Annotated in this window: 30 protein-coding genes; 21 read left to right on the top strand and 9 right to left on the bottom strand. The window is 68.0% G+C overall.

From position 1 onward, the window contains the following. Window positions 1-3: 3 nt before the first annotated feature. On the top strand, window positions 4-1,644 hold the full coding sequence (locus M8231_RS07865) for a Na+/H+ antiporter (RefSeq protein WP_250202546.1): 1,641 nt from the start codon (window positions 4-6) through the stop codon (window positions 1,642-1,644). A gap of 3 nt (window positions 1,645-1,647) precedes the next feature. On the opposite strand, the gene M8231_RS07860 is transcribed toward M8231_RS07865, so the two are convergent. The 3 genes from M8231_RS07860 to M8231_RS07850 are packed head-to-tail and all read right to left on the bottom strand — an operon-like array spanning window position 1,648 to window position 4,432. After that, window positions 1,648-2,304, bottom strand: coding sequence for an HAD family hydrolase (locus M8231_RS07860; protein ID WP_249750437.1), 657 nt, complete (start codon window positions 2,302-2,304; stop codon window positions 1,648-1,650). Then, window positions 2,301-3,059, bottom strand: a complete 759-nt coding sequence (mazG, locus tag M8231_RS07855; protein ID WP_249751983.1) for a nucleoside triphosphate pyrophosphohydrolase — start codon at window positions 3,057-3,059, stop codon at window positions 2,301-2,303. Before mazG ends, M8231_RS07860 begins: the two co-directional genes overlap by 4 nt. A gap of 26 nt (window positions 3,060-3,085) precedes the next feature. Further along, the gene (locus tag M8231_RS07850; RefSeq protein ID WP_249750438.1) at window positions 3,086-4,432 is read right to left on the bottom strand and encodes an MFS transporter; all 1,347 of its coding nucleotides are present in this window, start codon (window positions 4,430-4,432) and stop codon (window positions 3,086-3,088) included. Window positions 4,433-4,534: 102 nt separating this feature from the next. Here M8231_RS07850 and M8231_RS07845 point away from each other — a divergent pair, with 102 nt between their 5' ends. The 4 genes from M8231_RS07845 (at window position 4,535) to ygiD (ending at window position 7,292) form a co-directional block, all read left to right on the top strand. After that, window positions 4,535-5,407 carry a D-alanyl-D-alanine carboxypeptidase family protein gene (locus tag M8231_RS07845; protein WP_249750439.1) on the top strand — a complete coding sequence of 291 codons (873 nt, stop codon included), beginning with the start codon at window positions 4,535-4,537 and terminating at the stop codon, window positions 5,405-5,407. After that, the gene (locus tag M8231_RS07840) at window positions 5,383-5,835 is read left to right on the top strand and encodes a hypothetical protein (RefSeq protein WP_249750440.1); all 453 of its coding nucleotides are present in this window, start codon (window positions 5,383-5,385) and stop codon (window positions 5,833-5,835) included. Before M8231_RS07845 ends, M8231_RS07840 begins: the two co-directional genes overlap by 25 nt. Before the next feature lie 91 nt (window positions 5,836-5,926). Continuing rightward, window positions 5,927-6,529 carry an NAD(P)H:quinone oxidoreductase gene (gene wrbA / locus M8231_RS07835; protein WP_249750441.1) on the top strand — a complete coding sequence of 201 codons (603 nt, stop codon included), beginning with the start codon at window positions 5,927-5,929 and terminating at the stop codon, window positions 6,527-6,529. A 4-nt stretch (window positions 6,530-6,533) separates the two neighbouring features. Beyond that, window positions 6,534-7,292 (top strand): 4,5-DOPA-extradiol-dioxygenase, encoded by a 759-nt coding sequence (gene ygiD, locus M8231_RS07830; RefSeq protein ID WP_249750442.1) that lies wholly within the window; start codon window positions 6,534-6,536, stop codon window positions 7,290-7,292. 3 nt (window positions 7,293-7,295) lie between these two features. On the opposite strand, the gene M8231_RS07825 is transcribed toward ygiD, so the two are convergent. Then, complete coding sequence (locus tag M8231_RS07825; protein WP_249750443.1) at window positions 7,296-8,840, bottom strand: AMP-binding protein; 1,545 nt, start codon at window positions 8,838-8,840, stop codon at window positions 7,296-7,298. 172 nt (window positions 8,841-9,012) lie between these two features. Here M8231_RS07825 and lipA point away from each other — a divergent pair, with 172 nt between their 5' ends. The 15 genes from lipA (at window position 9,013) to lpdA (ending at window position 21,373) form a co-directional block, all read left to right on the top strand. Further along, the gene (gene lipA / locus M8231_RS07820) at window positions 9,013-9,975 is read left to right on the top strand and encodes a lipoyl synthase (RefSeq protein ID WP_249750444.1); all 963 of its coding nucleotides are present in this window, start codon (window positions 9,013-9,015) and stop codon (window positions 9,973-9,975) included. Window positions 9,976-9,982: 7 nt separating this feature from the next. Further along, window positions 9,983-10,435: a type II toxin-antitoxin system RatA family toxin gene (locus M8231_RS07815; RefSeq protein WP_249750445.1), complete on the top strand. Its 453-nt coding sequence runs from the start codon at window positions 9,983-9,985 to the stop codon at window positions 10,433-10,435. After that, window positions 10,432-11,547, top strand: a complete 1,116-nt coding sequence (locus M8231_RS07810) for an NAD(P)/FAD-dependent oxidoreductase (protein WP_249750446.1) — start codon at window positions 10,432-10,434, stop codon at window positions 11,545-11,547. The genes M8231_RS07815 and M8231_RS07810 overlap by 4 nt, the downstream gene beginning before the upstream one ends. Further along, window positions 11,544-12,095, top strand: a complete 552-nt coding sequence (locus M8231_RS16895; protein ID WP_283843689.1) for a sugar O-acetyltransferase — start codon at window positions 11,544-11,546, stop codon at window positions 12,093-12,095. Before M8231_RS07810 ends, M8231_RS16895 begins: the two co-directional genes overlap by 4 nt. Window positions 12,096-12,228: 133 nt before the next feature. Next, window positions 12,229-12,411 carry a 50S ribosomal protein L32 gene (gene rpmF / locus M8231_RS07795; protein ID WP_249750447.1) on the top strand — a complete coding sequence of 61 codons (183 nt, stop codon included), beginning with the start codon at window positions 12,229-12,231 and terminating at the stop codon, window positions 12,409-12,411. A gap of 110 nt (window positions 12,412-12,521) precedes the next feature. Then, on the top strand, window positions 12,522-13,145 hold the full coding sequence (locus M8231_RS07790; protein ID WP_249750448.1) for a hypothetical protein: 624 nt from the start codon (window positions 12,522-12,524) through the stop codon (window positions 13,143-13,145). A gap of 134 nt (window positions 13,146-13,279) precedes the next feature. Beyond that, on the top strand, window positions 13,280-14,560 hold the full coding sequence (gene eno, locus M8231_RS07785) for a phosphopyruvate hydratase (protein WP_249750449.1): 1,281 nt from the start codon (window positions 13,280-13,282) through the stop codon (window positions 14,558-14,560). A gap of 195 nt (window positions 14,561-14,755) precedes the next feature. Beyond that, on the top strand, window positions 14,756-15,076 hold the full coding sequence (locus M8231_RS07780; RefSeq protein WP_249750450.1) for an FtsB family cell division protein: 321 nt from the start codon (window positions 14,756-14,758) through the stop codon (window positions 15,074-15,076). Window positions 15,077-15,202: 126 nt separating this feature from the next. Beyond that, entirely contained in the window at window positions 15,203-16,237 is a 1,035-nt protein-coding gene (pdhA, locus tag M8231_RS07775) for a pyruvate dehydrogenase (acetyl-transferring) E1 component subunit alpha (protein WP_250202545.1), read from the top strand. Next, window positions 16,234-16,452: a hypothetical protein gene (locus M8231_RS07770; protein WP_249750451.1), complete on the top strand. Its 219-nt coding sequence runs from the start codon at window positions 16,234-16,236 to the stop codon at window positions 16,450-16,452. The genes pdhA and M8231_RS07770 overlap by 4 nt, the downstream gene beginning before the upstream one ends. Further along, complete coding sequence (locus M8231_RS07765; protein ID WP_249750452.1) at window positions 16,449-17,825, top strand: pyruvate dehydrogenase complex E1 component subunit beta; 1,377 nt, start codon at window positions 16,449-16,451, stop codon at window positions 17,823-17,825. Before M8231_RS07770 ends, M8231_RS07765 begins: the two co-directional genes overlap by 4 nt. Further along, a complete protein-coding gene (locus M8231_RS07760; protein ID WP_249750453.1) occupies window positions 17,825-18,133 on the top strand; it encodes a DUF5076 domain-containing protein in 309 nt (102 codons plus the stop codon). The genes M8231_RS07765 and M8231_RS07760 overlap by 1 nt, the downstream gene beginning before the upstream one ends. Further along, the gene (locus M8231_RS07755) at window positions 18,130-19,416 is read left to right on the top strand and encodes a pyruvate dehydrogenase complex dihydrolipoamide acetyltransferase (protein ID WP_249750454.1); all 1,287 of its coding nucleotides are present in this window, start codon (window positions 18,130-18,132) and stop codon (window positions 19,414-19,416) included. Before M8231_RS07760 ends, M8231_RS07755 begins: the two co-directional genes overlap by 4 nt. Window positions 19,417-19,487: 71 nt before the next feature. Next, entirely contained in the window at window positions 19,488-19,967 is a 480-nt protein-coding gene (locus tag M8231_RS07750) for a glutathione peroxidase (RefSeq protein ID WP_249750455.1), read from the top strand. Next, on the top strand, window positions 19,967-21,373 hold the full coding sequence (gene lpdA, locus M8231_RS07745; protein WP_249750456.1) for a dihydrolipoyl dehydrogenase: 1,407 nt from the start codon (window positions 19,967-19,969) through the stop codon (window positions 21,371-21,373). Before M8231_RS07750 ends, lpdA begins: the two co-directional genes overlap by 1 nt. A gap of 4 nt (window positions 21,374-21,377) precedes the next feature. On the opposite strand, the gene M8231_RS07740 is transcribed toward lpdA, so the two are convergent. From M8231_RS07740 to ftsY, 4 genes are all read right to left on the bottom strand, one after another. Further along, entirely contained in the window at window positions 21,378-22,694 is a 1,317-nt protein-coding gene (locus M8231_RS07740; protein WP_249750457.1) for a glycoside hydrolase 5 family protein, read from the bottom strand. A 60-nt stretch (window positions 22,695-22,754) separates the two neighbouring features. Then, window positions 22,755-23,366, bottom strand: coding sequence for a MarR family winged helix-turn-helix transcriptional regulator (locus M8231_RS07735; protein WP_249750458.1), 612 nt, complete (start codon window positions 23,364-23,366; stop codon window positions 22,755-22,757). A gap of 91 nt (window positions 23,367-23,457) precedes the next feature. After that, window positions 23,458-24,108 carry an inner membrane-spanning protein YciB gene (locus tag M8231_RS07730; RefSeq protein WP_249750459.1) on the bottom strand — a complete coding sequence of 217 codons (651 nt, stop codon included), beginning with the start codon at window positions 24,106-24,108 and terminating at the stop codon, window positions 23,458-23,460. After that, window positions 24,108-25,043 (bottom strand): signal recognition particle-docking protein FtsY, encoded by a 936-nt coding sequence (gene ftsY, locus M8231_RS07725; protein WP_249750460.1) that lies wholly within the window; start codon window positions 25,041-25,043, stop codon window positions 24,108-24,110. Before ftsY ends, M8231_RS07730 begins: the two co-directional genes overlap by 1 nt. 344 nt (window positions 25,044-25,387) lie before the next feature. Here ftsY and M8231_RS07720 point away from each other — a divergent pair, with 344 nt between their 5' ends. Beyond that, window positions 25,388-25,699, top strand: a complete 312-nt coding sequence (locus M8231_RS07720; protein WP_249750461.1) for a YdeI/OmpD-associated family protein — start codon at window positions 25,388-25,390, stop codon at window positions 25,697-25,699. A gap of 93 nt (window positions 25,700-25,792) precedes the next feature. On the opposite strand, the gene M8231_RS07715 is transcribed toward M8231_RS07720, so the two are convergent. Then, on the bottom strand, window positions 25,793-26,122 hold the full coding sequence (locus M8231_RS07715; protein ID WP_249750462.1) for a MafI2 family immunity protein: 330 nt from the start codon (window positions 26,120-26,122) through the stop codon (window positions 25,793-25,795). Window positions 26,123-26,257: the final 135 nt, after the last annotated feature.

The raw sequence follows: 26,257 nt of genomic DNA, 5'->3' as shown, positions 1-26,257 counted from the left end.
CCCATGCATCTGATCGAGACCGTCCTGCTGCTGCTCCTGGCCGTGGTGGTCTCTGGTTCCATCGCGCGGGTGACGCGCATCGCCCTGCCGCTGGTCCAGATCGGTCTGGGCGCCGTCATCGTCCTGGTGACCGGCGTGACGGTCGACCTGGAACCGGACATCTTCTTCCTGCTGTTCCTGCCGCCGCTGCTGTTCCTGGACGGATGGCGGATCCCCAAGGAAGACCTGTTCCGCGACCGCGCCATCATCCTTGAACTGGCGCTGGGCCTGGTGATCTTCACGGTCATCGGACTGGGCTTCCTGATGTGGTGGATGATCCCGGAGATGCCCCTGGCGGTGGCCTTCGCCCTGGCCGCCATCCTGTCGCCGACCGATCCCATCGCGGTTCAGGCCATCGCCGCCCGCGCGCCGATCCCCAAGCGGCTGATGCACATTCTGGAAGGCGAGTCGCTGCTGAACGACGCGACCGGCCTGACCTGCATGCGGCTGGCCGTCGCGGCGGCGACCACCGGCGCCTTCGTGCTGCAAGAAGCGGTGGTCAACTTCGCCTGGCTGGCCTTGGCCGGGGTGGCGTCCGGCATCGCCGTGACCCTGGCGATCAGCACGGCCAAGGGCTGGGTCAGCCGACGCTGGGGCGAGGACGTGGGCGCTCAGATCCTCATCAGCCTGCTGATCCCCTTCGCCGCCTATCTGGTGGCCGAGGAGCTTCAGGCGTCGGGCATTCTCGCCGCCGTCGCGGCCGGCGTCACCATGAGCTTCACCGAAAGGGGCGGGGGCGCGGGCGGCCAGTCGCTGGCCATGACGCGCATTCGTCGCGGCGTGGTGTGGGACACGGTGCAGTCCGTGGCAAACGGCATCATCTTCGTGATCCTGGGCGAGCAGATGCCCTCGATCATGGCCCGCGCGGCCGAGGTGGTGGCGGGCACCAGCCGGCCCGAAGTCTGGTGGCTGGCGGTCTATGTCTTCGCCATCGTCGCCGCCCTGGCCGCGCTGCGGTTCATCTGGGTGTGGACGTCGCTGCGCCTGACCCTGTTCCGGCGTCGTCATCGCGGGCCGCCTCCCAAGGTGGGGCTGCGGCTGACCATGGTGATGTCGCTGGCGGGAGTGCGTGGCGCCATCACCCTGGCGGGCATCCTGACGCTGCCGTTCGCCCTGGCCGACGGCACGCCCATGCCGGCGCGAAACCTGGCCATCTTCCTGGCGGCGGGGGTGATCGTGGTGTCCCTGCTGGTCGCGACCTTCGCCCTGCCGCGGCTGCTGAAGAACGTCGAACTGCCGCCTGAACCGTCGCATGAACGGGAGGAGGATCGCGGCCGCGTGGCCGCCGCCTCGGCCGCCTTGCGCGCCATCGAGGACGTGTCGCACGCGATGGCCGAGGGCAAGCCCAACCCCGACCTCTATTCCGACATCGCCAGCCGGATCATGGAGGTCTATCGCCACCGCATCGAGACCCACACCCGCACCGACGAGGACGACGCCGCCCTGTCGCGCAGGATCGACGAGATCGAGCGCCGCCTGTGGCTGGCCGGCCTTGCCGCCGAGCGGGACGAACTGGGACGCATGGCCCGCGCGCGCCAGCTGGACGAAGTCACCGCCCGCCGCATGATCCGCGAGGTGGACCTGCAGGAACTGCGCTACCTCTAGGCGTCAGCGATCCATGAAGGCCGAGACGGCGGCGTAGCTGTCCGCCACGTGATGCGCGCCTCGGGCGACCAGGCGCTGGGCGTGGCCGTCGCGCACATGGCCCCCGGCCGTCAGGCCCACGACCGTCATTCCGGCCGCGACGCCGGCGATGACGCCCGCCTCGCTGTCCTCGATCACCAGGACGCGCGCCGGATCGACGTCCATCTGGCGCGCGGCGTGGATGAAGATGTCGGGATGCGGCTTGCCCCGTTCGACATTCAGTCCGGTGAAGACCGCGCCGTCGAAATGGTCGGTCAGGCCGAACAGGTCCAGGCCGACGCCGATCCAGTCCGGACCGCTGGACGAGGCGATGCACCGCCGCTCGGTCCGCCGTCCGACGAAATCGACCATGCCGGGAACGGGCTTGAGCTGGCGGCGCGCGCGGGCGCGGCAGGTGGCGAACCAGGTGGTGTGGAAATCCTCGGGGCAGGGGCGCCCCAGGGCCGCCTCCACCACCGGACGGTTGTCGCGCCAGCGCTTGCCCGTATAGGCGGCCAGCACGTCATCCAGGCTGGTTGGCAGGCCCAGGGCCGTCAGCTGTTCGGCCATGACGGTGCTGTTCAGCACTTCGCTGTCGGCGACGACGCCGTCGTAGTCGAAGATGATCAGGTCATAGGTCACGCGGCGGGCTTTTCCGCGACCTTTGCGGCGTCCCAGAGGCGGTCCATTTCTTCCAGCGTCGACTGGTCGGGCGTGCGGCCGTCCTTGGCCAGTTCAGCCTCGATGAAGCCGAAGCGCCGCACGAACTTGGCGTTGGCGGCGCGAAGGGCGTCCTCCGGCTCCACCTCCAGCTTGCGGGCCAGGTTGGCGACGACAAACAGCAGGTCGCCCAGTTCCTCGCGCGCCTTGTCCCTGTCGCCGGCGGCGATCTCGACGCGCAGTTCCTCGATCTCCTCGGCCAGCTTGTCGAACACCTCGTCGGTCGAGGGCCAGTCGAAGCCGACGCGGCCGGCGCGCCTGGTCAGCTTGGCGGCGCGGGTCAGGGCGGGCAGGCCGACGGGCACGTCGTCCAGCACGCCCGGCTTCTTCCGGTCCTTTCGCTCTTCCGCCTTGATCGCCTCCCAGGCGAGGGTCTGCTGGGTCGACGAGCGCTGGGCCTCGTCGCCGAAGACGTGCGGATGCCGGCGTTCAAGCTTGTCGGCGATGGCCGTGGCCACGTCGTCGAAGGCGAACAGCCCCTGTTCCTCGGCCATGCGGGCGTGGAAGACGACCTGGAACAGCAGGTCGCCCAGTTCGCCCTTCAGCTCGACCAGGTCGGCGCGCTCGATGGCGTCGGCGACCTCGTAGGCCTCCTCGATCGTATAGGGCGCGATGGTGGCGAAGGTCTGCTCCACGTCCCAGGGGCAGCCGTCCCGCGGGTCGCGCAGTTTCTCCATGACGCCCAGCAGGCGGTCGATCGGTCTCAAGCGGGGGCTCCGTCGCGGGCGTCCAATGCGGCGCGGATGGCGTCATGGCGCGCCGGCGTCAAGGGATAGCCCCTCAGGACCCAGGCGGCGGCGACCATCAGCACGGCCGGAACGGCGATGAACAGCACCTGCAGCGCCAGGAGGGCCTGGGGGCTGTTGCCGCCCGGCACGGCGTCGGGCCGGAACCCCACGGCCTGCAGCAGGGCGTAGGGAACCAGGGCGAAGACGTGGCCCAGCTTGGTCGTCGCCGAAAGGATGGAGAACATCAGTCCCGTGCGGTCCACGCCCGTCTCCAGCCGCACCTCGTCGCCCGCATCGGCCATCATGGCGCGCAGCAGCAGCAGGTTGGCGGCATAGGGCAGGCCGGCGACGAACATCGCGGCCAGGCTCAGGACGAAGTTTCCGCCCGGCAGCAGGGTGGCCCCGACATAGGCGGCCGCGAAGATCAGGCTGGACACCGCCAGGGCCCGGTCCTTGCCGATCCGCACCGCCAACCAGGTCCAGATCGGCGCCCCGAACAGGCCGGCCACGAAATAGACCAGCATCAGCAGTGAGGCCTCAGCGTGGCCATAGCCCTTGATCCAGCCGAAGAAGAAGAACACCAGCGCGCCCGTGATCCCCGGCGCGACGCCCAGCAGCAGGTCGGCGGCCAGCAGCTTGCGCACCGTCTTCAGCCGAAACAGCGCCAGATAGGCCGACACCCCTCCATGCGGCGGGGCGCCCGGATTGACCGGCTCCGGCACGGCGAGGAAGGCCAGGCCGAACATCAGCGGCAGGGCTGCGACGATGGCCCAGCCCATGATCCGCACCCCGTCTGCGTAGTCGCCCAGGCCCGTCTGGATCACCACCGTCGGCAGGACCAGGATCAGGATCACCCCGATGATGTTGAAGACCTGCCACCAGCCATAGACGCGACTGCGTTGATCGTATTGCGGCGCCAGGACCGAGGCCCAGCCCAGTTGCGCCAGCGTCCCGATCGAAAAGCCGAGATAGAGCACCAGCAGCCAGGCGAACAGATAGGCCGGCGGCGCGCCCGGCCCCACCATCACGAACATCATCAGGGCGGCCAGCATCAGGATCGGGACGGACGCCGCCATCCACGGGCGATAGCGGCCCAGGCGCGTGCGCGTCCGGTCCATGCCCCAGCCGATGAAGGGGTCGAAGGCGATGTCGATCAGCCGCACCGCCATGAAGACGGCCGCCACCACGCCCAGCTCCAGCCCGACGTGGGTGGCGTAGAACTCCGGCAGGGTCACCGGCAGGGCGACGCCGAAGGCCGCCAGCGGCAGGCACGGCCCGGAGAAGGCCGCCAGGACGGCGTTGGAGCGGCGGGGCGCGGTCATGACATCATCCGTCCGGGCGCGAGTCGGCCCGCGACACCATCGCAGCTTTGCGACGCCTTGGGCGCCCTTGCCGCGCGGACCGACATGGGGCTGACTGGGCGGATGAGAGGCAGATTCCCGCACGTTCTGACCGGGGTGCTGGCGGGCTTGGCGATCCTGGTCAGCGCCGGCGGCGCGCGCGCCCAGGTCGCTCCCTGCCAGACCAACGCCGACATCTGGGCCGGGCAGGGGTTCGCCAACGCCATATCGCTCTATTCGCTGGAATGGGCCCCTTTCGGCGCGACCGAATGGGGGTGGGAGACCTATCTGCCGCTGATCCAGCACGAACTTCGCACCCATTGCGGGGCGGGCACGCCGATCTTCGCCTCGCACCTGGCGGCGTTCCAGCAGACGCACGACCTGGCCCCCACCGGCCTGTTCGACAGCGCGACCTTCCAGGTGTTCAGGGGCGTCTGGCAGGAGCGGCGGTCCTTCATCATGGCGCGGCTCGCGGGCGAGTGTCCCGAGCCACCGCCGATCAACCAGCTGGGCTATCTTGTCGAAGCCGAGGAACACGCCGACCGCCTGACCCGCCTGCTGCGCCGGGACGTCCTGGCCGCCTATCGCCGGATGGCCGCGGAGGCGCGCGCCCAGGTTCCCGAAATCGCCGCCGACCCCGAACTGCTGCAGATCTTCTCCGGCTTCCGCGACCCGGAAGCGGACGCCGCACGCTGCGCCCAGCAAGGCAATTGCGACGGGCTGCGCCGCGCGATCTGCTCGCCGCATCGCACCGGAACGGCGGTCGATCTCTATGTCGGTCGTCTGCCCGGTTCGGGCGTGGATTCGACGGCCCCGGCCAGTCGCGCGCATATGAGCCAGGGCGCGGCCTATCGCTGGCTGGTCGAGAACGCTGGCCGGTTCGGTTTCACGCCCTATGTCTATGAGCCTTGGCATTGGGAGTATGTCGAACCGTGGCGAGAGCCGTCCGCGCCCTGACCGAAGGCGAGATCGAGCTGGCGAAGGAGGCCTTCGGGAACGCCCTGCGCCTGGACACGGTGCGGCTGATCGTCTGGCCGTTCGCGCGGGCGTTCGTCGCCGGGCGCTGGTTCGGCCGGGACTGGATCGTCTGGCCCCGTCGGGCGATGCGCCAGGACTTCGCCATCGCGCCGATGCGGACGCAGGGCGTGCTGATCCACGAACTGACGCATGTGTGGCAGGCGCAGCAGGGCGTGAACCTGCTGTGGGCCAAGCTGAAGGCGGGCGACCGGCGCGACAGCTACGCCTACGCCGCGACATCCGACTGCCAGTGGGATGCGCTGAACATCGAGCAGCAGGCGATGGTCATGGAGCATCGTTTCCGTCGAAGCCGCGGCGAGTCGACCGAAGGCGACGACGTCTTCTTTGCGCGCGTCTGTCCGTTTTAGGGGCCGGCGCCCTTGCATCCGGCGGCGGGATTTCCCAGAATGGGAACGATGACTGTTGCGAATGGTCGCCGTCAATCCAAGGAACTCCCCGATGCCGAAAATCCTCGTCCTCTACCATTCGACCTACGGCCATATCGAAGCCATGGCGGAAGCCGTCGCCGAGGGCGCGCGCGAGGTCGATGGCGCCGTCGTGGACATCAAGCGGGTTCCCGAGACGGTGCCGGAGGACCTGGCCAAGTCCTCGGGCTACAAGCTGGATCAGAAGGCCCCGATCGCCAGGATCGACGACCTGAAGGCGTATGACGCCATCATCATCGGCGCCGGCACGCGCTTCGGCTCGGCTGCGTCGCAGATGCGCGCCTTTCTGGACCAGGCCGGCGGCCTGTGGTTCTCGGGCGCGCTGATCGGCAAGATCGGCGGCGCCTTCACCGCCACCGCGACCCAGCATGGCGGCCAGGAAACCACCTTCCAGGGCCTGCACAACTTCTTCATGCACCACGGCATGCCGGTGGTGGGCCTGCCGTATTCGTTCCAGGCGCAGATGACGCTGGATGCGGTCCATGGCGGCTCGCCCTATGGGGCGACGACCATCACCGGCGGCGACGGCTCGCGTATGCCCAGCGCCATCGAACTGGACGGCGCCCGGTTCCAGGGCCGGCACATCGCCGACCTGGCCAAGAAGCTGCACGGCTGATCCGATGCGCCAGCCCGCCGTCTTCTTCGGCCACGGTTCGCCCATGAACGCGCTGGGCGGTCCCTTCGGGGCCGCGTGGCGCGATCTGGGCCAGGCGATCGGCAAGCCCAAGGGCGTGGCGATGATCTCCGCCCATTGGGAGACGCGCGGGCTGGGCGTCACGGCGCAGGACAAGCCTGAAACCATCCACGATTTCGGAAACTTCCCGCGCGAACTTCACGAGATGCGATATCCCGCCCCCGGTTCGCCCGAACTGGCGGCGCGGGTGGCCGAACTGACCGGCGCGGTCCAGACCCTGCAATGGGGATTGGACCACGGAACCTGGTCGGTGCTGGCCCATGTCTGGCCGCAAGCGGACGTGCCGGTGGTTCAGTTGTCGCTCAATCGCGACCTCACGCCGCGCCAGCACTACGATCTGGCCAGGGCCCTGCGGCCGCTGCGGGACGAGGGAGTCGTCGTCGCCGGCTCCGGCGACTTCGTGCACAACCTGCGCACCTGGAAGCGCGAGGCGGGCGCCGAACCCTACGCCTGGGCCGCCGGGTTCAACGAGGCGGTCAAGCACGCCCTCCTGATCGGCGACCACGACGCCCTGATCGACTGGGTCGGCCTGGCCGAGAACGCTCAGCTCAGCGTGCCGACCGACGAGCATTTCCTGCCCGTCCTCTACGTCGCCGCCCAGCAGCACGAGGGCGAACCCGTCAGCTTCTTCAACGACCACATCGACGGCGGCTCGATCTCGATGACCGGCGTGCGGATCGGCTGAAGGTCAGGCGGCCTCGACCATCTTCTGGATGGCGACATAGTCGGTCTTGCCGGTGCCCAGGACGGGCACTTCGGCGACCTTGACGATCTTCTTGGGCACGACCAGTTCCGGGGCGCCGTTCTCGCGCGCCCATTCGGCCAGCGGCGCGACCTCGGCCGAGGCGTGGTCGGTGACCAGCACCAGCTTCTCGCCCTTGCGGCTGTCGGGGATGGAGACGACGGCGTGGCGCTGTTCCGGCCAGACCGCGCCGGCGATGCCTTCGACCGCCGTCAGCGACACCATCTCGCCGCCGATCTTGGCGAAGCGCTTGGCGCGTCCCTTGATGGTGACATAGCCCTCGGCGTCCACGTCGACGATGTCGCCGGTGTCCAGCCAGCCGTCCTCGACCGGCTCCCACGCCAGCGGTTCGGCGCCGGTGACATAGCCGGACATCACGTTCGGACCCTTCAGGAACAGCCGCCCGCCGCCCTCGATGCCCTCGACCGGCTCCAGCTTCCAGTCCATGCCGGGCAGGATCTGCCCGACCGTGCCCGGCGCGTTGCGGTCCGGGTGGTTGACGGCGACCACGGGCGAAGCCTCGGTCGCGCCGTAGCCTTCCAGCAGTTCGACGCCGCCGAACTTGGTGTTGAACAGGGCGCGCGTCTCTTCGCGCACCTTCTCGGCCCCGGCGACGGCGAACTGCAGGGTGGCGAAGTCGTCGGGCTCGGCGACGCGGGCGTACTGGCTCAGGAAGGTGTCGGTCGCGAACAGGATCGAGGCCTTCACCTGGGGCAGCAGGTCGGTGATCTGCTTGGCGTGCAACGGCGACGGATATTCGAACGCCTTCATCCCCTGCAGCAGCGGCAGGATGACCCCGCCGGTCAGGCCGAAACAGTGGAAGGTCGGCAGCGGGTTGAACATGACCCACTCGGGCTTCAGGTCGATGTGCGCCGCCACCTGACGGGCGTTGGCGACCAGGTTGCGCTGGCTCAGCACCACGCCCTTGGGCGTGCCGAAGCTGCCCGAGGTGAACAGCACCACGCCCGGCGCATCGGGATCGGTCTTCACGCGGAACCGCTTCGGCGCAGCGCCGGCGGCCAGTCCGTACAGCTTGTCGGCCAGGCCGATGGTCTTGCGGACATCGTCCAGCCAGACGATGTCCGCGCCGGTCTTCAGCTCCTCGATCAGGTCGTCCAACTTGGCTTGGTCGATGAAGCGTTTGGCGGTCAGCACCTTCTTGACGCCGGCGGTCCGGATCGCGGCCTTAAGGTTCGCCTCGCCGGCGGTGAAGTTCAGCATCACCGGCACCCGGCCGTGGGCGTGCAGGCCGAAGAAGGTCACCACCACCCCCATCGACGACGGCAGCAGGATGGCGACCCGTTCGCCCCTCTCGGTCATGTTCGCGATCTTGCGGCCCAGAACGAAGGCGGCGCGGATCAGGCCGGTGTAGGTGAGGGGATGTCTGTCCTGATCCTCCAGAATCTCCTTGTCGCCGAACCGCGACCGGGCCTCGATCAGGGCGTCGATCAGCGACTCTTGATAAAGCGAGGGATCCAGGGCCTGGCGCAAGCGCGTCTCCTACGGAGGGCGCGACCGGCCCTCTCTGTTGTCAGGGCGACCGTCATTAATGACGCCGCGCGATCTTGAAAAGATGTGTTACCGCGCGTGAGTTCCGGCAAGGGCGGCGATCTGTAACCGCCTGTGCCTTGCCTTCGGCCCCCGGAAAGCCGAAATACCGGCCATGGTCACCCTGATCGACACCCTTCAGCGCAAGCCGTCGGAGCTGCGCCATCCGGAAAAGCAGAACCGTCCGGAGACGGTCGTCCTGAAGAAACCGGACTGGCTGCGGGTCAAGGCGCCCGGTTCGGGCCAGTACAATGCGACCAGGGAGATCGTCCGCTCCAAGGGCCTCGTGACCGTCTGCGAGGAGGCGGCCTGCCCGAACATCGGCGAGTGCTGGAGCCAGAAGCACGCCACCCTGATGATCATGGGCGATACCTGCACGCGAGCCTGCGCCTTCTGCAACGTCAAGACCGGCCTGCCCCAGCCGCTGGACCCGGAAGAGCCGGGCAAGGTCGGCCTGGCCGTCCAGCAGATGGGCCTGAACCATGTCGTCATCACCTCGGTCGACCGCGACGATGTGTCCGACGGCGGCGCGGCGCACTTCGCCGAAGTCGTGCGCCAGATCCGCCTGCAGGCGCCGCAGACCACAATCGAAATCCTGACGCCCGACTTCCTGAGGAAGGACGGCGCCGCCGAGGTGATGATCGACGCCCGGCCCGACGTTTTCAACCACAACCTGGAAACCGTGCCGCGCCTGTATCTGAAGATCCGGCCCGGCGCTCGCTACTTCCACTCCCTACGCCTGCTGCAGATGGTCAAAGAGCGCGACCCCAACCAGTTCACCAAGTCCGGCATCATGGTCGGCCTGGGCGAGACCAAGGAAGAGGTCATGCAGGTCATGGACGACATGCGCTCCGCCGGCGTCGACTTCATCACCATCGGCCAGTATCTGCAGCCGACGCGCAAGCACGCCGCCATCGACCGCTTCGTCACGCCGGAAGAGTTCAAGGCCTATGAGGCGATCGCCCGGGCCAAGGGCTTCCTGATGGTGTCGTCCTCGCCGCTGACGCGTTCGTCGCACCACGCCGGCGACGACTTCGCCCGGCTGAAGGCCGCGCGCGAGGCGCAGCTGCGTCGCTAAGCCCCGCATGGCCGTCCACCGCGTCACGCGCATCCTTCCGTATGCGCCCCAGCAGCTTGCCGATCTTGTCGCCGACGTGCGCGCCTATCCGGACTTCGTGCCGTGGGTCACCTCGATGCGTGTCTGGAACGAACGCCCGGAAGCCGAGGGCGTCAGCGTCGTCGATGCGGAGGCGTCCGTCGGTTTTTCCTTCTTGAAGGAGCGGTTCTCCACCTGGGTGCGCCACGACCGCAATGCGCCCAAGGTCGAGGTCGGCCTGTTGCGCGGACCGTTCAAACACCTGAAGAACCGCTGGGAGTTCTTTCCGCACCCCGAAGGCGCGCGGCTGGAGTTCATGATCGACTTCGCCTTCAAGTCGCGGATGCTGGACCTGATGCTGCAGGCCAATTTCGACCGGGCGGTGGAGAAGCTGATCGGCTGTTTCGAGGCCGAGGCGCAGCGGAGGTACGGCGGCCAATGAGTTTCGATTTCGACGCGACGGTCGTGGGCGCCGGGGCCGTGGGCCTGGCCTGCGGTCGGGCGCTGTCGAAACGCGGGCTGACGGTCCTGGTGCTGGAAAAGGAAGGCCACATCGGCCAGGGCGTCTCCTCGCGCAACTCCGAGGTCATCCACGGCGGCCTCTATTATCCGACCGGGTCCTTGAAGGCGCGGTTCTGCGTCGAAGGACGGCGCGCCCTCTACGCGTTTCTGGAAAGTCATAAGATCGACCACTGGAAGTGCGGCAAGCTGGTCGTGGCGACCGAGGAGGCTGAGGTCGAGCGGATCGAGGCCATCTTCCAGCAGGCGACGACCAACGGCGTCGAGGGGCTGCAACATCTGACCGGGGACCAGGCGCGGGCGCTTGAGCCCGCCTTGAACGCCCATGCCGCCATCCTGTCGCCCGAGAGCGGGGTCTTCGACAGTCATGGCTACATGCTGGCCTTGCAGGGCGAGATCGAGGACGCGGGCGGCTCGGTCGTCACCGGCGCGCCGTTCGAGGGCGCCGAGCTGTTGCAGGGCGGCGGCTTCTCCATCCGCGTCGGCGGGGAGGGGGCGACGACCCTGACCAGCCGCCTGCTGGTCACCGCTCCGGGCCTGTCGGCCCAATCCGTCGCGGCCCTGATCGAAGGCTATCCGGCCGGCGACATCCCCGCGCGCCATCTTGGCAAGGGCGTCTATTTCCGGCTGACGGGACCGGCGCCGTTCAACCGTCTGATCTATCCGCCGCCGATCCCGGGCGCCCTGGGCACCCACTACCGCAAGGACCTGGGCGGGCAGGGCGTGTTCGGACCCGACCTGGCCTATGTGGAGGTCGAGGATTATTCGGTCGACCCTGCCAAGGCGGAGGCGTTCGCCCGTTACATCGCCCGTTTCTGGCCGGGCGTGACGCCAGAGCGGCTGACGCCCGACTACGCCGGCATCCGGCCCAAGCTGCACGGACCGGGCGAACCGCAGCCGGATTTCCAGCTGCACGGCCGCGAACATCACGGCGTCGATGGCCTGATGGCCCTGTTCGGCATCGAAAGCCCCGGCCTGACCAGTTCCCTGGCCGTGGGTGAGGCGGTCGCCGCCGCCTTGACGGAGGCCGCATGACCGAACGCGAGAAGATGCTGGCGGGCCTGCCCTACGATCCGGGCGACCCCGATCTGCGAGACGGGCGCGCCCGCGCGGTGGCCTTGACCGTCGCCATTAACGCCGAGCCGGATCGCGACAGGCGCCGGGCCCTGGTCAACCGGTTGGTCCGTGCGGCGGATGGGGCGGCGGTCATCATGCCCGGCTTCTTCTGCGACTACGGCGTCAACATCCACATGGGGGCCAACGCCTTCGCCAACGCCAACTGCGTCTTTCTGGATTGCGCCGAAATCCGCATCGGCGACAATTTCCAGGCCGGGCCGGGCGTTCAACTGCTCACGCCCGAACATCCGCTGGATGCGATCGAGCGGCGCGGCAAGGAGACGGCCCGGCCCATCGTCATCGGCGACGACGTGTGGATCGGCGGCGGCGCCATCGTCCTGGCCGGGATTACGGTCGGAGACCGTGCGGTCGTCGGCGCCGGCGCTGTGGTGACCAAGGACGTGCCGCCGGATGTCGTGGTCGTCGGCAATCCGGCCAAGATCGTTCGGCGTCTGAACCCCGCTTAAACGCCTTGAAATCGTCGCGCGGTTCATGCATAAGCCGCGCCTCGCGTGGCGGCTCTATCGGGCCGCCGCTATTGTTTTCGCGCCTGACAGGCCTCGGCCCTGGGCGGCGCCCGACCTAGAGATTGAGACGGACATGGCCGTTCCGAAGCGCAAAGTATCTCCCTCGCGTCGCAACATGCGCCGCGCCCACGACGCCCTGTCCTCGAACGTCTATGTCGAGGACAAGGACACCGGCGAACTGAAGCGCCCGCACCACATCGACCTGAAGACCGGCACCTACCGTGGTCGCCAGGTCCTGACGCCGAAGGAAGACTAGTCTTCGGCGACTTCCGGCCTCGGCCGGACGATGGTTTTCACGGCGCGCGGGTGACCCGCGCGCCGTTTTCGTGCGTTCGGGACAGCATGCCCTGTTAGAGAACGCCGCCCATGATCCGTCTCGTCGCCGCAACCGCTCTGGCTGTGATGTCCCTTGCCGCGTGCGAGGGTTCCGACAGGCCCGCCGCCTCCGCTCCGGCGCCCGCCGCCGATCAGGCCGCCAGATCCGCCTCGCCCTCGGCGCCCACGGTCGGGGACGACGTCCTGACCGCCGAAGGGCTTGGACAGGCGCGCATCGGCATGACCCTGGCCGAACTGACGGCCGTATGGGGCGCGGACGCCAACCCCAGCGCGGTCGGGGGCGCCGATCCCCAGACCTGCGACGAGTTCCATCCGGCCAAGGCGCCCCAGGGCGTCAATGTGATGATCCAGAACGGCGTGCTGACGCGAATCACCCTGATGCGGAACGCGGCGACAAGGACGGATCGCGGCGTCGCTGTCGGCGATGAGGCGGCCGCGGTGACGCGGGCCTATGGCGACGCCCTTGTCGCTCAGCCCCACAAGTACGAGGCCGCGCCCGCCGAGGACCTGTTCGCCTGGACCCGGGGCGGGTCCAGCCAGTACGTCGACGACGCCTCGGCGCGGGGCGTTCGCTACGAGGTGGGTTCCGACGGCAAGGTCAAGATGATCCACGCCGGCGGCCCGTCGATCCAGCTGGTCGAGGGCTGCGCCTAGGCGGGTTCGGTCGGCGCGGCCCGTGGCGGGCCACGGGGTTGGCCCCAGGCTGAATCCCGCTCAGGATTGGCGTTTGGCGGCGGGCCGTCTAAACCGCCGTGACCATCCTCCCGCCTGAGCCAGAGAGCCAAGCCATGACCGACATCGCCGACATCGTCGCCCGCCAGATCCTCGACAGCCGGGGCAACCCGACGGTGGAGGTGGATGTGGTGCTGGACGACGGGTCCTTCGGCCGCGCCTCCGTGCCGTCCGGCGCCTCGACCGGCGCGCACGAGGCGGTCGAACTGCGCGACGGCGACAAGGACCTGTGGGGCGGCAAGGGCGTCCAGAAGGCCGTCGACGCGGTCAATGGCGAGATCTTCGACGCCCTGTCCGGCATGGACGCCGAGGACCAGCGTCGCGTCGACGAGGCGATGATCACCCTGGACGGCACCCCCAACAAGGCGCGTCTGGGCGCGAACGCCATCCTGGGCGTGTCGCTGGCCGTGGCCAAGGCCAGCGCCATCTCGGCCGGCCTGCCGCTGTATCGCTATCTCGGCGGCGTCTCGGCGCGTGTCCTGCCGACCCCGATGATGAACATCATCAACGGCGGCGCCCATGCCGACAATCCCATCGACATCCAGGAGTTCATGATCCTGCCGACGGGCGCGGAGACCTTCACCGACGCGCTTCGCATGGGGACCGAGATCTTCCACGCCCTGAAGAAGCAGCTGAAGGACGCCGGCCACAACACCAACGTCGGCGACGAGGGCGGTTTCGCCCCGAACCTGGCCTCGGCCGAAGAGGCGCTGACCTTCATCACCAAGGCGGGCCAGGCGGCCGGCTATCTGGCGGGAGAGGACTTCCACCTGGGCCTGGACGTCGCCTCGACCGAATTCTTCAAGGACGGCAAGTACGTCATGGCGGGCGAGGGCAAGACCGTCGACGCCGACGGCATGGTCGGCTACCTGGCTGATCTGGTCGAGCGTTTCCCCATCGTCTCGATCGAGGACGGCTGCGCCGAGGACGACTTCGACGGCTGGCGTCTGCTGACCGAACGGCTGGGCGACCGGGTCCAGCTGGTCGGCGACGACCTGTTCGTGACCAATCCCGCCCGCCTGGCCGCCGGCATCGGCGAAGGGCTGGCCAACTCCATCCTGATCAAGGTCAACCAGATCGGCACCCTGTCCGAGACCCTGGACGCGGTCGATATGGCGCACCGCGCGGGCTACACCGCCGTCATGAGCCACCGCTCGGGCGAGACCGAGGATTCGACCATCGCCGACCTGGCGGTCGCCACCAACTGCGGGCAGATCAAGACCGGCTCGCTAGCGCGGTCGGACCGGGTCGCCAAGTACAACCAACTGCTGCGCCTGGAAGAGATGCTGGGCGACCAGGGCGTCTATTTCGGCGACGGCATGCTGCTGAGCCGCTGAGGTCTGCGCCGGGAGGGCGGCTCGGCCGTCCTCCCGCATCCTCTCAATCCGGTGGTCGGATCGGATTCCCTCAAATTTCTCAATGCAAAGCTGGCCGAATCTTACGGTCAAGCTACGATTCGTTAGGCATTCCCAGGCATGGTTTGGAAACTGTGTCTCTCGCGCTCAGAAGGAGCGTTGGTGTTGCCTGAACGGATGAAACCTTACCGCCTGTCCGCCGTCCTGTTGCTGCTGGTCGCCTACCTGGGGGTTCAGGCCTTGACCGGAGAGCGGGGCCTGCTGAGCGGTCGCGCACGCGACGAACTGCTGACGCAGCGCGAGACCCAGTTGGCCGGCCTGACGGAACAGCGGCGCGACCTTGAAACCCGGGTGCGCTATCTGCGCGCGGACAGTCTGTCGCGGGATCTGCTGGAAGAACGCGCGCGCGCCGTGCTGGGCTTTTCCGATCCGCGCGACTATGTGATCCGGGTCTCGAGCGAGACGGCCCCCGCGACGGCCCGTCAGGCCCATTCCTGACCCGTCTTGAACTATTGTTACAGCTTGGCGGGGCCGCTTTGCGTTTCGGGAACGAAGGCTGCTAAAGCCGCCTTCCGTAACGATAAGTAGGCTTCGGTTCCCGGGGCCCAAGCCGGGAGATGCCGGATGGCGAAAGCCCCAGCCAAGACCACGCAGAACACCGTATCTGACAAGATTCCGAACGCCCCTTCCGCGTCCAAGGAAGACCTCCTTCGCTACTATCGCGAGATGGTTCTGATCCGCCGCTTCGAGGAGCGGGCGGGCCAGCTCTACGGAATGGGCCTGATCGGCGGCTTCTGCCACCTGTACATCGGCCAGGAGGCCGTGGCCGTCGGCGTCCAGGAAAGCGTCAAGCAGGGCCACGACAAGATCATCACCGGCTATCGCGACCACGGCCACATGCTGGCCGCGGGCATGGACCCGAAGGAAGTGATGGCCGAGCTGACCGGCCGCATCGGCGGCTCGTCCAAGGGCAAGGGCGGCTCGATGCACATGTTTGACGTGCCGACCGGCTTCTACGGCGGTCACGGCATCGTCGGCGCCCAGGTGGCGCTGGGCACCGGTCTGGCCTTCGCCGGCAAGTACCGGGGCGACGATTCGGTCGCCTTCGTCTATTTCGGCGACGGCGCGGCCAACCAGGGCCAGGTGTACGAAAGCTTCAACATGGCCCAGCTGTGGAAGCTGCCGGCCATCTACATCATCGAGAACAACCAGTACGCCATGGGCACGAGCATCGAACGCTCGTCGGCGACGACCCAGCTTAGCCAGCGCGGCGCCAGCTTCGGCATCCCCGGCGAACAGGTCGACGGCATGGATGTCCTGGCCGTGCGCGACGCGGTGAAGAAGGCGGTCGAGCGCGCCCGCGCCGGCGAAGGGCCCTACATCCTGGAAGTGAAGACCTACCGCTATCGCGGCCACTCCATGTCCGACCCGGCCAAATACCGGACCAAGGAAGAGGTGGACGAGGTCAAGAAGACCCGCGACCCCATCGATCACGTCAAGATGCTGCTCCAGGCCGCCAAGGCGACGGAGGACGAGTTGAAGACCATCGACAACGAAATCAAGGCGATCGTCGCCGAAGCTGTGCAATTCGCTCAAGAGAGCCCGGAGCCCGATCCGTCCGAGCTCTACACCGACGTCTACGTGGAGGTATCCGCATGACCGGCGGAAGCCTTTTGGTGGACATCGCACCTGATGGTTCGTTCTCAATCGACGGCGTCGCGGCTGACCCGGATGCGGTCCGGCGCGCAGCTGAGGGAAAAGCGGTGTTTCTTCGCGGAACGCCCGATATTCAGTTCGCTCAGGTTCAAGCAGCCATGATCGAGCTCCAAGGGCTCAACATGCCAGTCGCGCTTGTTGGCAAGGATAACAAATGACCGACATCCTGATGCCGGCGCTGTCCCCCACGATGGAAGAGGGCACGCTGACCAAATGGCACATCAAGGCGGGCGACACCGTGTCGGCCGGCCAGGTGATCGCCGAGATCGAGACCGACAAGGCCACGATGGAAGTCGAGGCCGTGGACGAGGGCGAGGTCCTGGAAATCCTGGTGCCGGAAGGCGCCGAGAACGTGAAGGTCAACACGCCCATCGCCCGCCTGGCGGGTGAGGACGGCGCGGCCGCCCCGTCGCCGAAGGCGGACGCCGCCAAGACCGAAGACACACCCAAGGAAGCCGCCGAAGGCAAGACGGGCGATCCGGAAAAGGCGCCGGCCCAGACCTCGACGCCCAAGGTCGAACTGCGCGACCCGGAAATTCCCGCCGACGCCAAGCTGGTCAAGACGACCATTCGCGACGCCCTGCGCGATGCCATGGCCGAGGAGATGCGCCGCGACGACAAGGTCTTCCTGATCGGCGAGGAAGTCGCCCAGTACCAGGGCGCCTACAAGGTCAGCCGCGAGCTGCTGCAGGAGTTCGGCGACCAGCGCGTGGTCGACACCCCGATCACCGAGCACGGCTTCGCCGGCCTGGGCGTCGGCGCGGCGATGGCGGGGCTGAAGCCCATCGTCGAGTTCATGACGTTCAACTTCGCCATGCAGGCGATCGACCATATCATCAACTCGGCGGCCAAGACCCTGTACATGTCGGGCGGCCAGATCCGCGCGCCCATCGTCTTCCGCGGCCCGAACGGCGCGGCCAGCCGCGTGGCGGCCCAGCACAGCCAGGATTATTCGGCCTGGTACGCCCAGGTGCCGGGCCTGAAGGTCGTCGCGCCCTATGACGCTGCCGACGCCAAGGGCCTGCTCAAGGCCGCCATCCGCGACCCGAACCCCGTCGTCTTCCTCGAGCACGAGATGATGTACGGCCTGGAGTTCGACGTGCCGGAGGTCGAGGACTACGTCCTGCCGATCGGCAAGGCCAAGGTCCGCCGCGAGGGCAAGGACGTCACCATCACGGCCCACAGCCGCATGGTCGGCTTCGCCCTGCAGGCCGCCGAGAAACTGGCCGAGGAAGGCATCGAGGCCGAGGTGATCGACCTGCGCACCCTGCGTCCGCTGGATCACGAGACCATCGTCGAGAGCGTCAAGAAGACCAACCGCCTGGTCTCGGCCGAGGAAGGCTGGGGACCGATGGGCGTCGGCGCCGAGGTCGTGGCCCGGGTGATCGAACACGCCTTCGACTATCTGGACGCCCCGCCGCTGCGCGTGCACCAGGAAGACGTGCCGCTGCCCTACGCCGCCAATCTGGAGGCCCTGTCGCTGCCGGGCGCCGACAAGATCGTGGCGGCCGTGAAGCAGGTGATGGCGTGATGGACGCCAAGGCCCTGGAACAACGCGCCCTGCCGATCCCGGACGGACTCGATGCGCCCGAGGATCAGGTGATCGAGCTGGCGCGCGTGTGGTGGAACGGAAACGGTCCGCTGATGAACATCCGTCCGGCCCTGGCCGAGCCGGGCGCCGTCGGAGTCGTCCTGGCCGAACTGGCCTGGCATTATTCCCACGCCTATGCGGAGCATCGCGGCCTGGACCAGGCGACGGCCTTCAAGGCCATCTGCGACAGCTGGAGCGCGGCCCACGCCCGCGCCGCCGCCTCCGCTGAAGGAGCTACTGCCCAATGACCGATATCCTGATGCCGGCGCTGTCTCCGACGATGGAAGAGGGCGTTCTGGCCAAATGGCACGTCAAGGTCGGGGACGTCGTCTCCGCCGGCGACGTGATCGCCGAGATCGAGACCGATAAGGCCACGATGGAGGTCGAGGCCGTCGACGAGGGCGAAGTGCTGGAGATCCTGGTTCCGGAAGGGACCGAGAACGTCCCGGTCAACACGCCCATCGCCCGTCTGGCCGGCGACGACGCGGCGCCCGCGCCGAAAGCCGCGCCGACCGCCCAGCCCGACGAGGCCCCCAGGGCCGAGACCGCGCCGGCGCCCGCGAAGGACGCCGCTCCGGCGGCTCAGAGCCCCGCTCCGGCCGCGCCGAAATCCGACGGCGGCGAGCGCATCTTCGCCTCGCCCCTGGCGCGCCGCATCGCCGCCCAGAACGGCGTGGACCTGAAGTCGATCAAGGGCACCGGCCCGCACGGCCGCATCGTCAAGCGTGACGTGGAAGGGGCGCCCAAGGGCGCGGCCCAGCCCGCCGCGACGGGCGCCGCGCCGGCCGCTGGCGTGGAGCCGCGCAAGGCTCTGTCCCTGGCGCAGATGGGCATTCCCGATGGAAGCTACGATCTGATTCCGCTGGACGGCATGAAGAAGGCCGTGGCGCGCCGCATGGTCGACAGCGTTCAGAACGTGCCGCACTTCCCGCTGTTCATCGACTGCGAGATCGACCAACTGATGGCGGTGCGCGCCAAGGTCAACAAGATGCTGGAGCCGCAGGGGATCAAGGTCTCCGTCAACGACTTCGTCATCAAGGCCGCGGCGCTGGCCCTGAAGATGGTGCCCGAGGCGAACGCTTCCTACACCCCCGAAGGAATCGCCATGCACCACAACGCCGACGTCTCCATGGCGGTGGCGATCGACGGCGGCCTGATCACCCCGATCATCAGGAAGGCCGAGACCAAGGGCCTGGCGCAGATCGCGACCGAGTCCAAGGACCTGGCCAAGCGCGCCCGCGACCGCAAGCTGAAGCCGGAGGAGTTCCAGGGCGGCACCTTCTCGGTGTCCAACCTGGGCATGTTCGGGATCAAGCAGTTCACCTCGATCATCAACGAGCCGCAGGGCTGCATCATGAGCGTGGGCGCCGGCGAGCAGCGTCCGGTCGTCAAGGACGGCCAGATCGTGCCGGCCACCGTCATGACCGTGACCCTGACGTGCGATCACCGCGTGGTCGACGGCGCGACCGGCGCCCGCTTCCTGCAGGCGTTCAAGCCGCTGATCGAAGATCCCGTCGCGATGCTGGCGTAGCCGCATGATCCGGAAAAGTGTCAGCGGTTTTCGGATAGGATCATGCGCTGAAAATGCGGAGGGGAGGGGTCATGACCTCGGTCTATGACTTCTCCGCCCGCGCCATCGACGGCGCAGAGGTCTCGCTGGACCGCTGGCGGGGCCAGGCGCTGCTGATCGTCAACACGGCGTCGAAGTGCGGCTTCACCGGCCAATACGATGGGCTGGAAAAGTTGCACCGCACCTTCGCCGACAGGCCGTTTGAGGTGCTGGGCTTTCCCTGCAATCAGTTCGGAAATCAGGAACCCGGACGGGCGGCGGAGATCGCCGCCTTTTGCGCCACCAGTTTCGATGTGACCTTTCCGCTGTTCGACAAGGTGGAGGTCAACGGGCCGAACCGGCATCCGCTCTACGCTTGGCTGACGCAGCAGAAGCGCGGCTTCCTGGGTTCCCAGGCGATCAAGTGGAACTTCACCAAATTCCTGACCGACCGCGAGGGCAGGGTCGTCGCCCGCTACGCCCCGCAGACTGAACCCGAGGCCATCAAGGCCGACATCGAGAAGTTGATCTAATGGCTGCTGAATTCGATCTCGTCGTCATCGGCTCGGGCCCCGGCGGTTACGTCGCGGCCATTCGCGCCAGCCAGTTGGGCCTGAAGGTCGCCATCGTCGAGCGCGAGAACCTGGGCGGCATCTGCCTGAACTGGGGCTGCATCCCGACCAAGGCCCTGCTGAAATCGGGCGAGAAGTTCGAGAGCCTGAGCCACCTGAAGGAATACGGACTGTCGGCGTCCGGCGCGTCGTTCGACTTCGACGCCATCATCCAGCGCTCGCGCGGGGTCGCGGCGACGATGAACAAGGGCGTCGCCTTCCTGATGAAGAAGAACAAGATCGAGGTGATCGAGGGCTCGGCCAAGCTGGAGAAGGGAGCGGCGGCGCCCAAGGTGGTCATCGCCCTGAAGGCCGGCGGTTCGCGCACGGTGGAGGCCAAGTCGGTTATGCTGGCGGTCGGCGCCCGCGCCCGCGCCCTGCCGCAGATCGGGCTGGAGGCCGACGGCGACAAGATCTGGGCCTATCGCGACGCCCTGGCGCCGAAGACACTGCCCAAGTCGTTCGTGGTCATCGGCTCGGGCGCCATCGGCATCGAGTTCGCCAGCTTCTATCGCGCCCTGGGCGCCGAGGTGACGGTCGTCGAGGCTGTGGATCGCATCATGCCGGTCGAGGACGAAGAGGTGTCCAAGGCCGCCCAGAAGTCGTTCGAGAAGCGCGGGATCAAGTTCAAGGTCGGCGCCAAGGTGACCAGGGTCGCCAAGGCGGGCGCCGGCGTGAAGGTCGACATCGAGGTCGGTGGAAAGGCCGAGAGCCTGGAGGCCGAGGTCTGCATCTCCGCCGTTGGCATCACCGCCAACACCGACGGCATCGGCCTGGAGGCGCTGGGCGTCGAACTGGACCGCGGCCACATCAAGACCGACAGCCATTGCGCCACGAACGTGAAGGGCCTCTACGCCATCGGCGACTGCGCCGGCGCGCCTTGGCTGGCGCACAAGGCTAGCCACGAGGGCATTCACGCCGCCGAGCACATCGCCGGCTACAAGACCCCCAACGTCCATTCGCCCATCGCCGGCTGCACCTACGCCCAGCCGCAGGTCGCCTCGGTCGGCGTGACCGAGCAGGGCGCGCGCGAGGCGAAGCGCGAGGTCAAGATCGGCCGCTTCCCGTTCCGGGTGAACGGCAAGGCCGTGGCGGCGGGCGAGCCGGACGGCTTCGTCAAGGTGATCTTCGACGCCAAGACCGGCGCCCTGATCGGCGCCCACATGATGGGCCACGAAGTCACCGAGATGATCCAGGGCTATGTCACCGCCATCACCATGGAGGCGACGGAAGAGGACATCCAGGGCATCGTCTATCCGCACCCGACGATGAGCGAGGCCATGCACGAGGCGGCGCTGGACGCCTACGGCCGCACCCTGCACCTCTGAGGCGTCAGAGCGCGGCCAGCGCGGCCGCGTGGGCGCGGACCTCGGCGCGCAGGTCGCTGTCGGTGTCGAACACGCCGTACCAGCCCTGCGGCTCGTGCGGCGGGTCGCCCAGCCAGGCGTCGTCGCCCGCCTGGAAGCGATGGTCGGCGTGGCGCGGCCGGCCTTCGCCGCTCCAGGCCCAGAAGTTCGACCCGACCAGGGGACCGCCGGCCTTGGCGCTTTCCAGGACGGCGGCGTGGACGTCGCGATAGAAGCCCTGGCGGTAGGTCGTCGGCGCCTCGGGTTCATAGCGATCGCCGTCCCGGGGATAGCCGAACTCCTCGATCACCAGCGGCTTGCCCAGCTCTTCGGCCAGGGCGATGTGCTGGTCGATGTAGTCGCGCGCCAGCCGCCGCGCCTCGGCGTCGGTGCCGGCCATGTCGTCGAGCTTCAGCCAACTCCAGTTGCCGGGCCAGATATGGGCGGTCAGGTAATCGATGTCGGCGGGGCGGTGGGTGTCGAGCACGATCCGGCGGTCGCCGGCCGACCCCATCAACCCTTCGCTGCCGGTGGAGACCAGTTGCTTCGGCGCCAGGGCCTTGATCAGCCGGGCCGTGCCTGACATCCAGGCCTGGAAGGCGGGCTGGTTGTCGCGGACCGTGTCCTCGCCGCCGCCGGCGCGAGGCTCGTTGGCCAGCTGCCAGGCCATGATGGTGGGATCTTCGGCGTAGGCGCGGCCGGTGACGGTGTTGACGCGGCCCGCCACGGCGCGGACGTAGTCGTGATACAGGGCCACGGCCTCGGCGCTGCGGTAGAAGTCGGCGTTGAAGTCGGCGAAGGCGGGCCAGGGATGGGCCGGGTCGTTCATGTTCAGGTAGCGGCCGCCGTTGACCCAGGACAGGTAGGTCATCATGCCCCCCGACCACTCCCAGAAGTTGGTCAGATAAAGGACCGCCCTCATCCCTCGCCGGGCCATTTCAGCCAGGGCGTGGTCGAGGCCGACCAGCAGCGCCTCGTTGTAGCCGTCACGGTCGCGAAAGGCCGGGCGGACGGAGTTGCGCAGGGGCGACAGCTCGGCGGAGGCGGCCAGGCGCAGGTTCGTCACGCCGTCTCCGGCCAGGGCGTCGAGTTCCCGTCCCAGGCGGGCGCGGTCGCCGCCGGGGCCGGCCATCCCCAGCCAGGCGGCGTACCAGACGTTCGCCCCCACGAAGCGGTAGGGACGGCCGTTCAGCGTCAGCCGGCTTCCCTCGCGCGTGACGAAGCCGGAGGCGGCGCCGGCGCGGGCGGGCAGGGCGGCGGCGGCGGCGGCCGCGGCGGCGAGGGCGGTGCGCCTGGTGAACATGGGGCCTCCCGGATCGATCAGGCCGCGAGGGTGGCCGACCGGCGGCCCGGCGTCGAGTCGTCAGGCGGCCTGGGCGGCTTTCGGCTTCTTGGGCTTGTCGGCCCTGGGGCGCTTGGGCTGAGCCTTGCGGATGGCCTTCTCGGCCTTCCGCGCTTCCTTCTCGGCCAGCTTCTGGGCCTTTTTCAGCGCCTTGGCCTCGGCCTTGGCGGCGTCGGGGGCGGCGTCGGCGGCGGCGGCCAGCTCGGCCAGCTGGTTCAGGAAAGCGTCGCGCTGGCCCTTGGGCAACAGGCCCATGATCCGCTTGTCGGCGGCCTCGACCTTGGGCCGGGCGGCTTCCAGCCGGGCCGCGCCGTCAGGCGACAGGCGCACGGCCTTGGCGCGGGCGTCCAGGGTCGAGCGCTCGCGTTCCAAGAGGCCCTTGGCGGTCATGCGCGTGACCAGGTCGGCCAGGGTGGAGCGGTCGATGCCGGTCATGCGCACCAGCTCGGTCTGGGTCAGGCCGGCCTTGAGCGAGGCGGCTTCCAGGACGGCGAACTGGCGCTGGGTCAGGCCGTCGGGGCCGGTTTCCTCGGCGTAGATGTCCAGCGCCAGCTGCAGGGCGCGGTGCATCAGGTGGCTGGGCGAGTTCGCCAGCGGGCCGATCTTCCTGGGAAGCTTACCGGACTTGACCATGTGACGTCCCCCGAACCGTTTCGTCCGAACACGTATCAGCGACGCTTTACGATTTGACGGGGAAACTGCGTCGGTTCTGCGACAGTTCCCCTTACAGACCAGGATCGGGCGAGACGGGGCCGGGCTCTTCGTCCTTGATCATGTTTCGCATGATGAGGGGCACCTGGGACAGGCCGAACACCGAGGCGGCGATCCAGAGCACGCCGCGGAAGCTGGTCCAGACGTCGTTGGGATTGGGCGTGGCCCAGCCGAAGGCGTGCCAGAGGGCGGTGACGGCCGCCGGGCTGCGGAACACCTCGTTCAGGATGGCGACGGCCAGGAAATAGAGGCCGTAGCGCAGGGTCAGGGTGCGCCAGGCGGCGTCGTTGACGCGGATCGCCGAGCCCAGCAGCATCTTGAACGGATATTTCTTCAACGGCAGCGAACCCAGCAGGACCACCGCCAGAAGACCGTTCTGGACGGTCAGTTTCAGTTTCACGAACAGATCGTCGTGGGTGAAGACGGTCAGAAGGCCGAACACCAGGGCGAACAGGCCGGTGATCAGCGGCAGGGGGGCGAAGCGCCGTTCGATGGCGAAGCCCACCGCCAGGGCCAGGGCCGAGGCGCCCACCAGCACCCAGGTCGCCAGGATCATGTCGCGGGTGATGAAGTAGCTGCCCATGAAGGCGGCCAGGGCGCCGAAGTCGACCGCCTGACGGATCCACTGGCGGTTCTTCTTCTCGGGCGGGGGGATGTCGGCCATCAGTCTTCCAGTCCCACCAGCGAGCGCGAGAAGGCGCGGGCGTCGAACGGCTGCAGGTCCTCGACCCCCTCGCCGACGCCGATCAGCATCAGGGGGGCGTCGGAGGCCTGGGCGACCGGCACCAGAACGCCGCCCCGCGCCGTGCCGTCCAGCTTGGTCATGACGATGCCGGTGACGAAGGCGGTGCGGCCGAAGATCTGTTCCTGGGCCAGGGCGTTGCGGCCGACGGTGGCGTCCAGCACCAGCAGGGTGTCGTGCGGCGCGTCCGGATCGACCTTCTTCAGCACCCGCACGATCTTCAGCAGTTCGTCCATCAAGGCGGACTTGTTCTGCAGGCGGCCGGCGGTGTCGATCAGCACGACGTCGAAACCCTCCTGCCGCGCCTTCTGATAGGCGTCGAAGGCCAGGCCGGCGGCGTCGGCCCCGTCGCGACGCGCCTCGAAATGGGCGCCGGCGCGTTCGGCCCAGACCTTCAGCTGTTCGCGGGCGGCGGCTCGGAAGGTGTCGCCGGCGACGATCATCACCTTGGCGCCCTTTTCCGTCAGGTCGGCGGCGATCTTGCCCAGCGTCGTGGTCTTGCCCGAGCCGTTCACGCCCACGAACAGCACCACATAGGGCTTGGGGCCGGTCAGGGGGTCGAAGGTCGCCTGGCGCGGCGACAGTTCGGCGGCGACCGCCTCGGCCAGCGCCTCCTTGACCTCGCGCTCGGGCGCGTCCTTGCCGAACTTCAGCGTGCGGAACCGCTCGACGATGCGCGCGGCGGCGGCCGGACCCAGGTCGCTTTCCAGCAGATGCTCTTCCAACTGCTCCAGGGACGCCTCGGACAGGGGCTCCTTGACGAAGGTGGCGACGACCTGATCGGTCATCTGCCTGGAGGAACGGGAGAGGCCCTGCGACAGGCGCTGGAACCAGCCCTTTTTCGGCGTATCGGTCATGGTGATGGCTTTAGCGGGGGCGAGGGCGGACGTCATCCGCATTCGGGCGTATTCGGCGGGGGACGCGAGGGGCGCCCAAACGCCGCGTCGGAAAAACACCGTATGAATAGTGTGAATCGTGTGAAATCGCGGACCTCCCGAGGGTGGGGCTTTTGACTTCGGAACTGTAGGCCGGCGGGCGGCCCAGGCGGGCAGATCGCCGCGACGATCCCGCAGGCCTTTGAAATGTCGGCGTTCAGGTCGACAACATACGCGCGGCGGCGGGCGCGGGCTATCGCAATCGTCGAATTTGAGGGCAGGGTCGGCGTCGGCGAGGCCGTCATCGGCGAAACGGAGCGGGCGGCATGTCGGACGGATTTCCCCAGGGCGTGGTGCATGAGGCGGGGGCGGACCTGGAGACGGCGATCCGGTCCGGTCCCGGCCTGTTGGACCTGTGGGCCGGACTGACGCCGCTGGGGCGCAACGAGTTCATCTGCTGGGTCGACGACGCCAAACAGGCCAAGACCCGCCAGCGCCGGATCGAGCGCACCGCCGAGGAGCTGCGCGAGGGCAAGAAACGCCCCTGCTGCTGGCCCGGCTGCATCCACCGCACCGACAAGGCGCCGAGCGCCTGGCAGCAGGCGGTGCTGATCGACGGGAAGGGGAAGGGCGGATAGTTCGCTTTCGGCTTCTGCTTGGCGCTTGGGCGGGAAGCCTAGCGCCGCTTTCCACCCATTGCAGACCTTGGCTTCGCGCCGCCGCTGGCTCGGTCAGCGAATGGGCAGCCCCTCGGTCGTAGTTTCCTTCCGCGCATAGACCCAGAGAGGTAGCTGGCCGGATCGCAGGTCGCCCGGATAGTCCAGCCGCACTACCTCTTCAGTCAGGGTCCAAGGCGGTGGAAAGCCCGCTATGACTTCTGTCCCGACTATCCTCGCGCTTTCCTCATCGTCTTCGCTGATGGGGCCGTCGAACACGAACCGCGCCATGACGTTCGTTCCGCTCCAGCCGCACGTCATGGCGCGCAGGCTTGGCGGCACCGCGAAAAGCAACCCGCGCTGAGCAAAGATGAGGATGTTGAGACGAATGTCCGCGTCGGTCATCGCGCTAGCCTACATCTCCGAGTGTCCGCTTCCCACCCACATGCAGTTGTCGCCTCCCGACCCATTGCGGACATTGATAGTCGGTGCGACCGTTCGATCATGAAAGCGATCATGATTATGGCTGCCTCGGCCATC

It is taken from the genome of Brevundimonas albigilva, from assembly GCF_023573565.1.
Classification (GTDB): domain Bacteria; phylum Pseudomonadota; class Alphaproteobacteria; order Caulobacterales; family Caulobacteraceae; genus Brevundimonas; species Brevundimonas albigilva.
This window is presented reverse-complemented; position numbering and strand designations above follow the sequence as displayed.

Bases quoted from the DNA above. Each gene is read 5' to 3' on its own strand.
- M8231_RS07790 (WP_249750448.1), top strand. From the start codon at position 12,522: ATGATCCGTCTCGTCGCCGCAACCGCTCTGGCTGTGATGTCCCTTGCC.
- M8231_RS07750 (WP_249750455.1), top strand. From the start codon at position 19,488: ATGACCTCGGTCTATGACTTCTCCGCCCGCGCCATCGACGGCGCAGAG.
- M8231_RS07755 (WP_249750454.1), top strand. From the start codon at position 18,130: ATGACCGATATCCTGATGCCGGCGCTGTCTCCGACGATGGAAGAGGGC.
- wrbA (WP_249750441.1), top strand. From the start codon at position 5,927: ATGCCGAAAATCCTCGTCCTCTACCATTCGACCTACGGCCATATCGAA.
- M8231_RS07770 (WP_249750451.1), top strand. From the start codon at position 16,234: ATGACCGGCGGAAGCCTTTTGGTGGACATCGCACCTGATGGTTCGTTC.
- M8231_RS16895 (WP_283843689.1), top strand. From the start codon at position 11,544: ATGACCGAACGCGAGAAGATGCTGGCGGGCCTGCCCTACGATCCGGGC.
- lpdA (WP_249750456.1), top strand. From the start codon at position 19,967: ATGGCTGCTGAATTCGATCTCGTCGTCATCGGCTCGGGCCCCGGCGGT.
- rpmF (WP_249750447.1), top strand. From the start codon at position 12,229: ATGGCCGTTCCGAAGCGCAAAGTATCTCCCTCGCGTCGCAACATGCGC.
- ftsY (WP_249750460.1), bottom strand. From the start codon at position 25,043: ATGACCGATACGCCGAAAAAGGGCTGGTTCCAGCGCCTGTCGCAGGGC.
- M8231_RS07735 (WP_249750458.1), bottom strand. From the start codon at position 23,366: ATGGTCAAGTCCGGTAAGCTTCCCAGGAAGATCGGCCCGCTGGCGAAC.
- M8231_RS07765 (WP_249750452.1), top strand. From the start codon at position 16,449: ATGACCGACATCCTGATGCCGGCGCTGTCCCCCACGATGGAAGAGGGC.
- M8231_RS07740 (WP_249750457.1), bottom strand. From the start codon at position 22,694: ATGTTCACCAGGCGCACCGCCCTCGCCGCCGCGGCCGCCGCCGCCGCC.
- M8231_RS07720 (WP_249750461.1), top strand. From the start codon at position 25,388: ATGTCGGACGGATTTCCCCAGGGCGTGGTGCATGAGGCGGGGGCGGAC.
- M8231_RS07730 (WP_249750459.1), bottom strand. From the start codon at position 24,108: ATGGCCGACATCCCCCCGCCCGAGAAGAAGAACCGCCAGTGGATCCGT.
- M8231_RS07810 (WP_249750446.1), top strand. From the start codon at position 10,432: ATGAGTTTCGATTTCGACGCGACGGTCGTGGGCGCCGGGGCCGTGGGC.
- M8231_RS07815 (WP_249750445.1), top strand. From the start codon at position 9,983: ATGGCCGTCCACCGCGTCACGCGCATCCTTCCGTATGCGCCCCAGCAG.
- M8231_RS07760 (WP_249750453.1), top strand. From the start codon at position 17,825: ATGGACGCCAAGGCCCTGGAACAACGCGCCCTGCCGATCCCGGACGGA.
- M8231_RS07850 (WP_249750438.1), bottom strand. From the start codon at position 4,432: ATGACCGCGCCCCGCCGCTCCAACGCCGTCCTGGCGGCCTTCTCCGGG.
- M8231_RS07865 (WP_250202546.1), top strand. From the start codon at position 4: ATGCATCTGATCGAGACCGTCCTGCTGCTGCTCCTGGCCGTGGTGGTC.
- lipA (WP_249750444.1), top strand. From the start codon at position 9,013: ATGGTCACCCTGATCGACACCCTTCAGCGCAAGCCGTCGGAGCTGCGC.
- M8231_RS07780 (WP_249750450.1), top strand. From the start codon at position 14,756: ATGAAACCTTACCGCCTGTCCGCCGTCCTGTTGCTGCTGGTCGCCTAC.
- M8231_RS07845 (WP_249750439.1), top strand. From the start codon at position 4,535: ATGAGAGGCAGATTCCCGCACGTTCTGACCGGGGTGCTGGCGGGCTTG.
- mazG (WP_249751983.1), bottom strand. From the start codon at position 3,059: ATGGAGAAACTGCGCGACCCGCGGGACGGCTGCCCCTGGGACGTGGAG.
- M8231_RS07715 (WP_249750462.1), bottom strand. From the start codon at position 26,122: ATGACCGACGCGGACATTCGTCTCAACATCCTCATCTTTGCTCAGCGC.
- ygiD (WP_249750442.1), top strand. From the start codon at position 6,534: ATGCGCCAGCCCGCCGTCTTCTTCGGCCACGGTTCGCCCATGAACGCG.
- eno (WP_249750449.1), top strand. From the start codon at position 13,280: ATGACCGACATCGCCGACATCGTCGCCCGCCAGATCCTCGACAGCCGG.
- pdhA (WP_250202545.1), top strand. From the start codon at position 15,203: ATGGCGAAAGCCCCAGCCAAGACCACGCAGAACACCGTATCTGACAAG.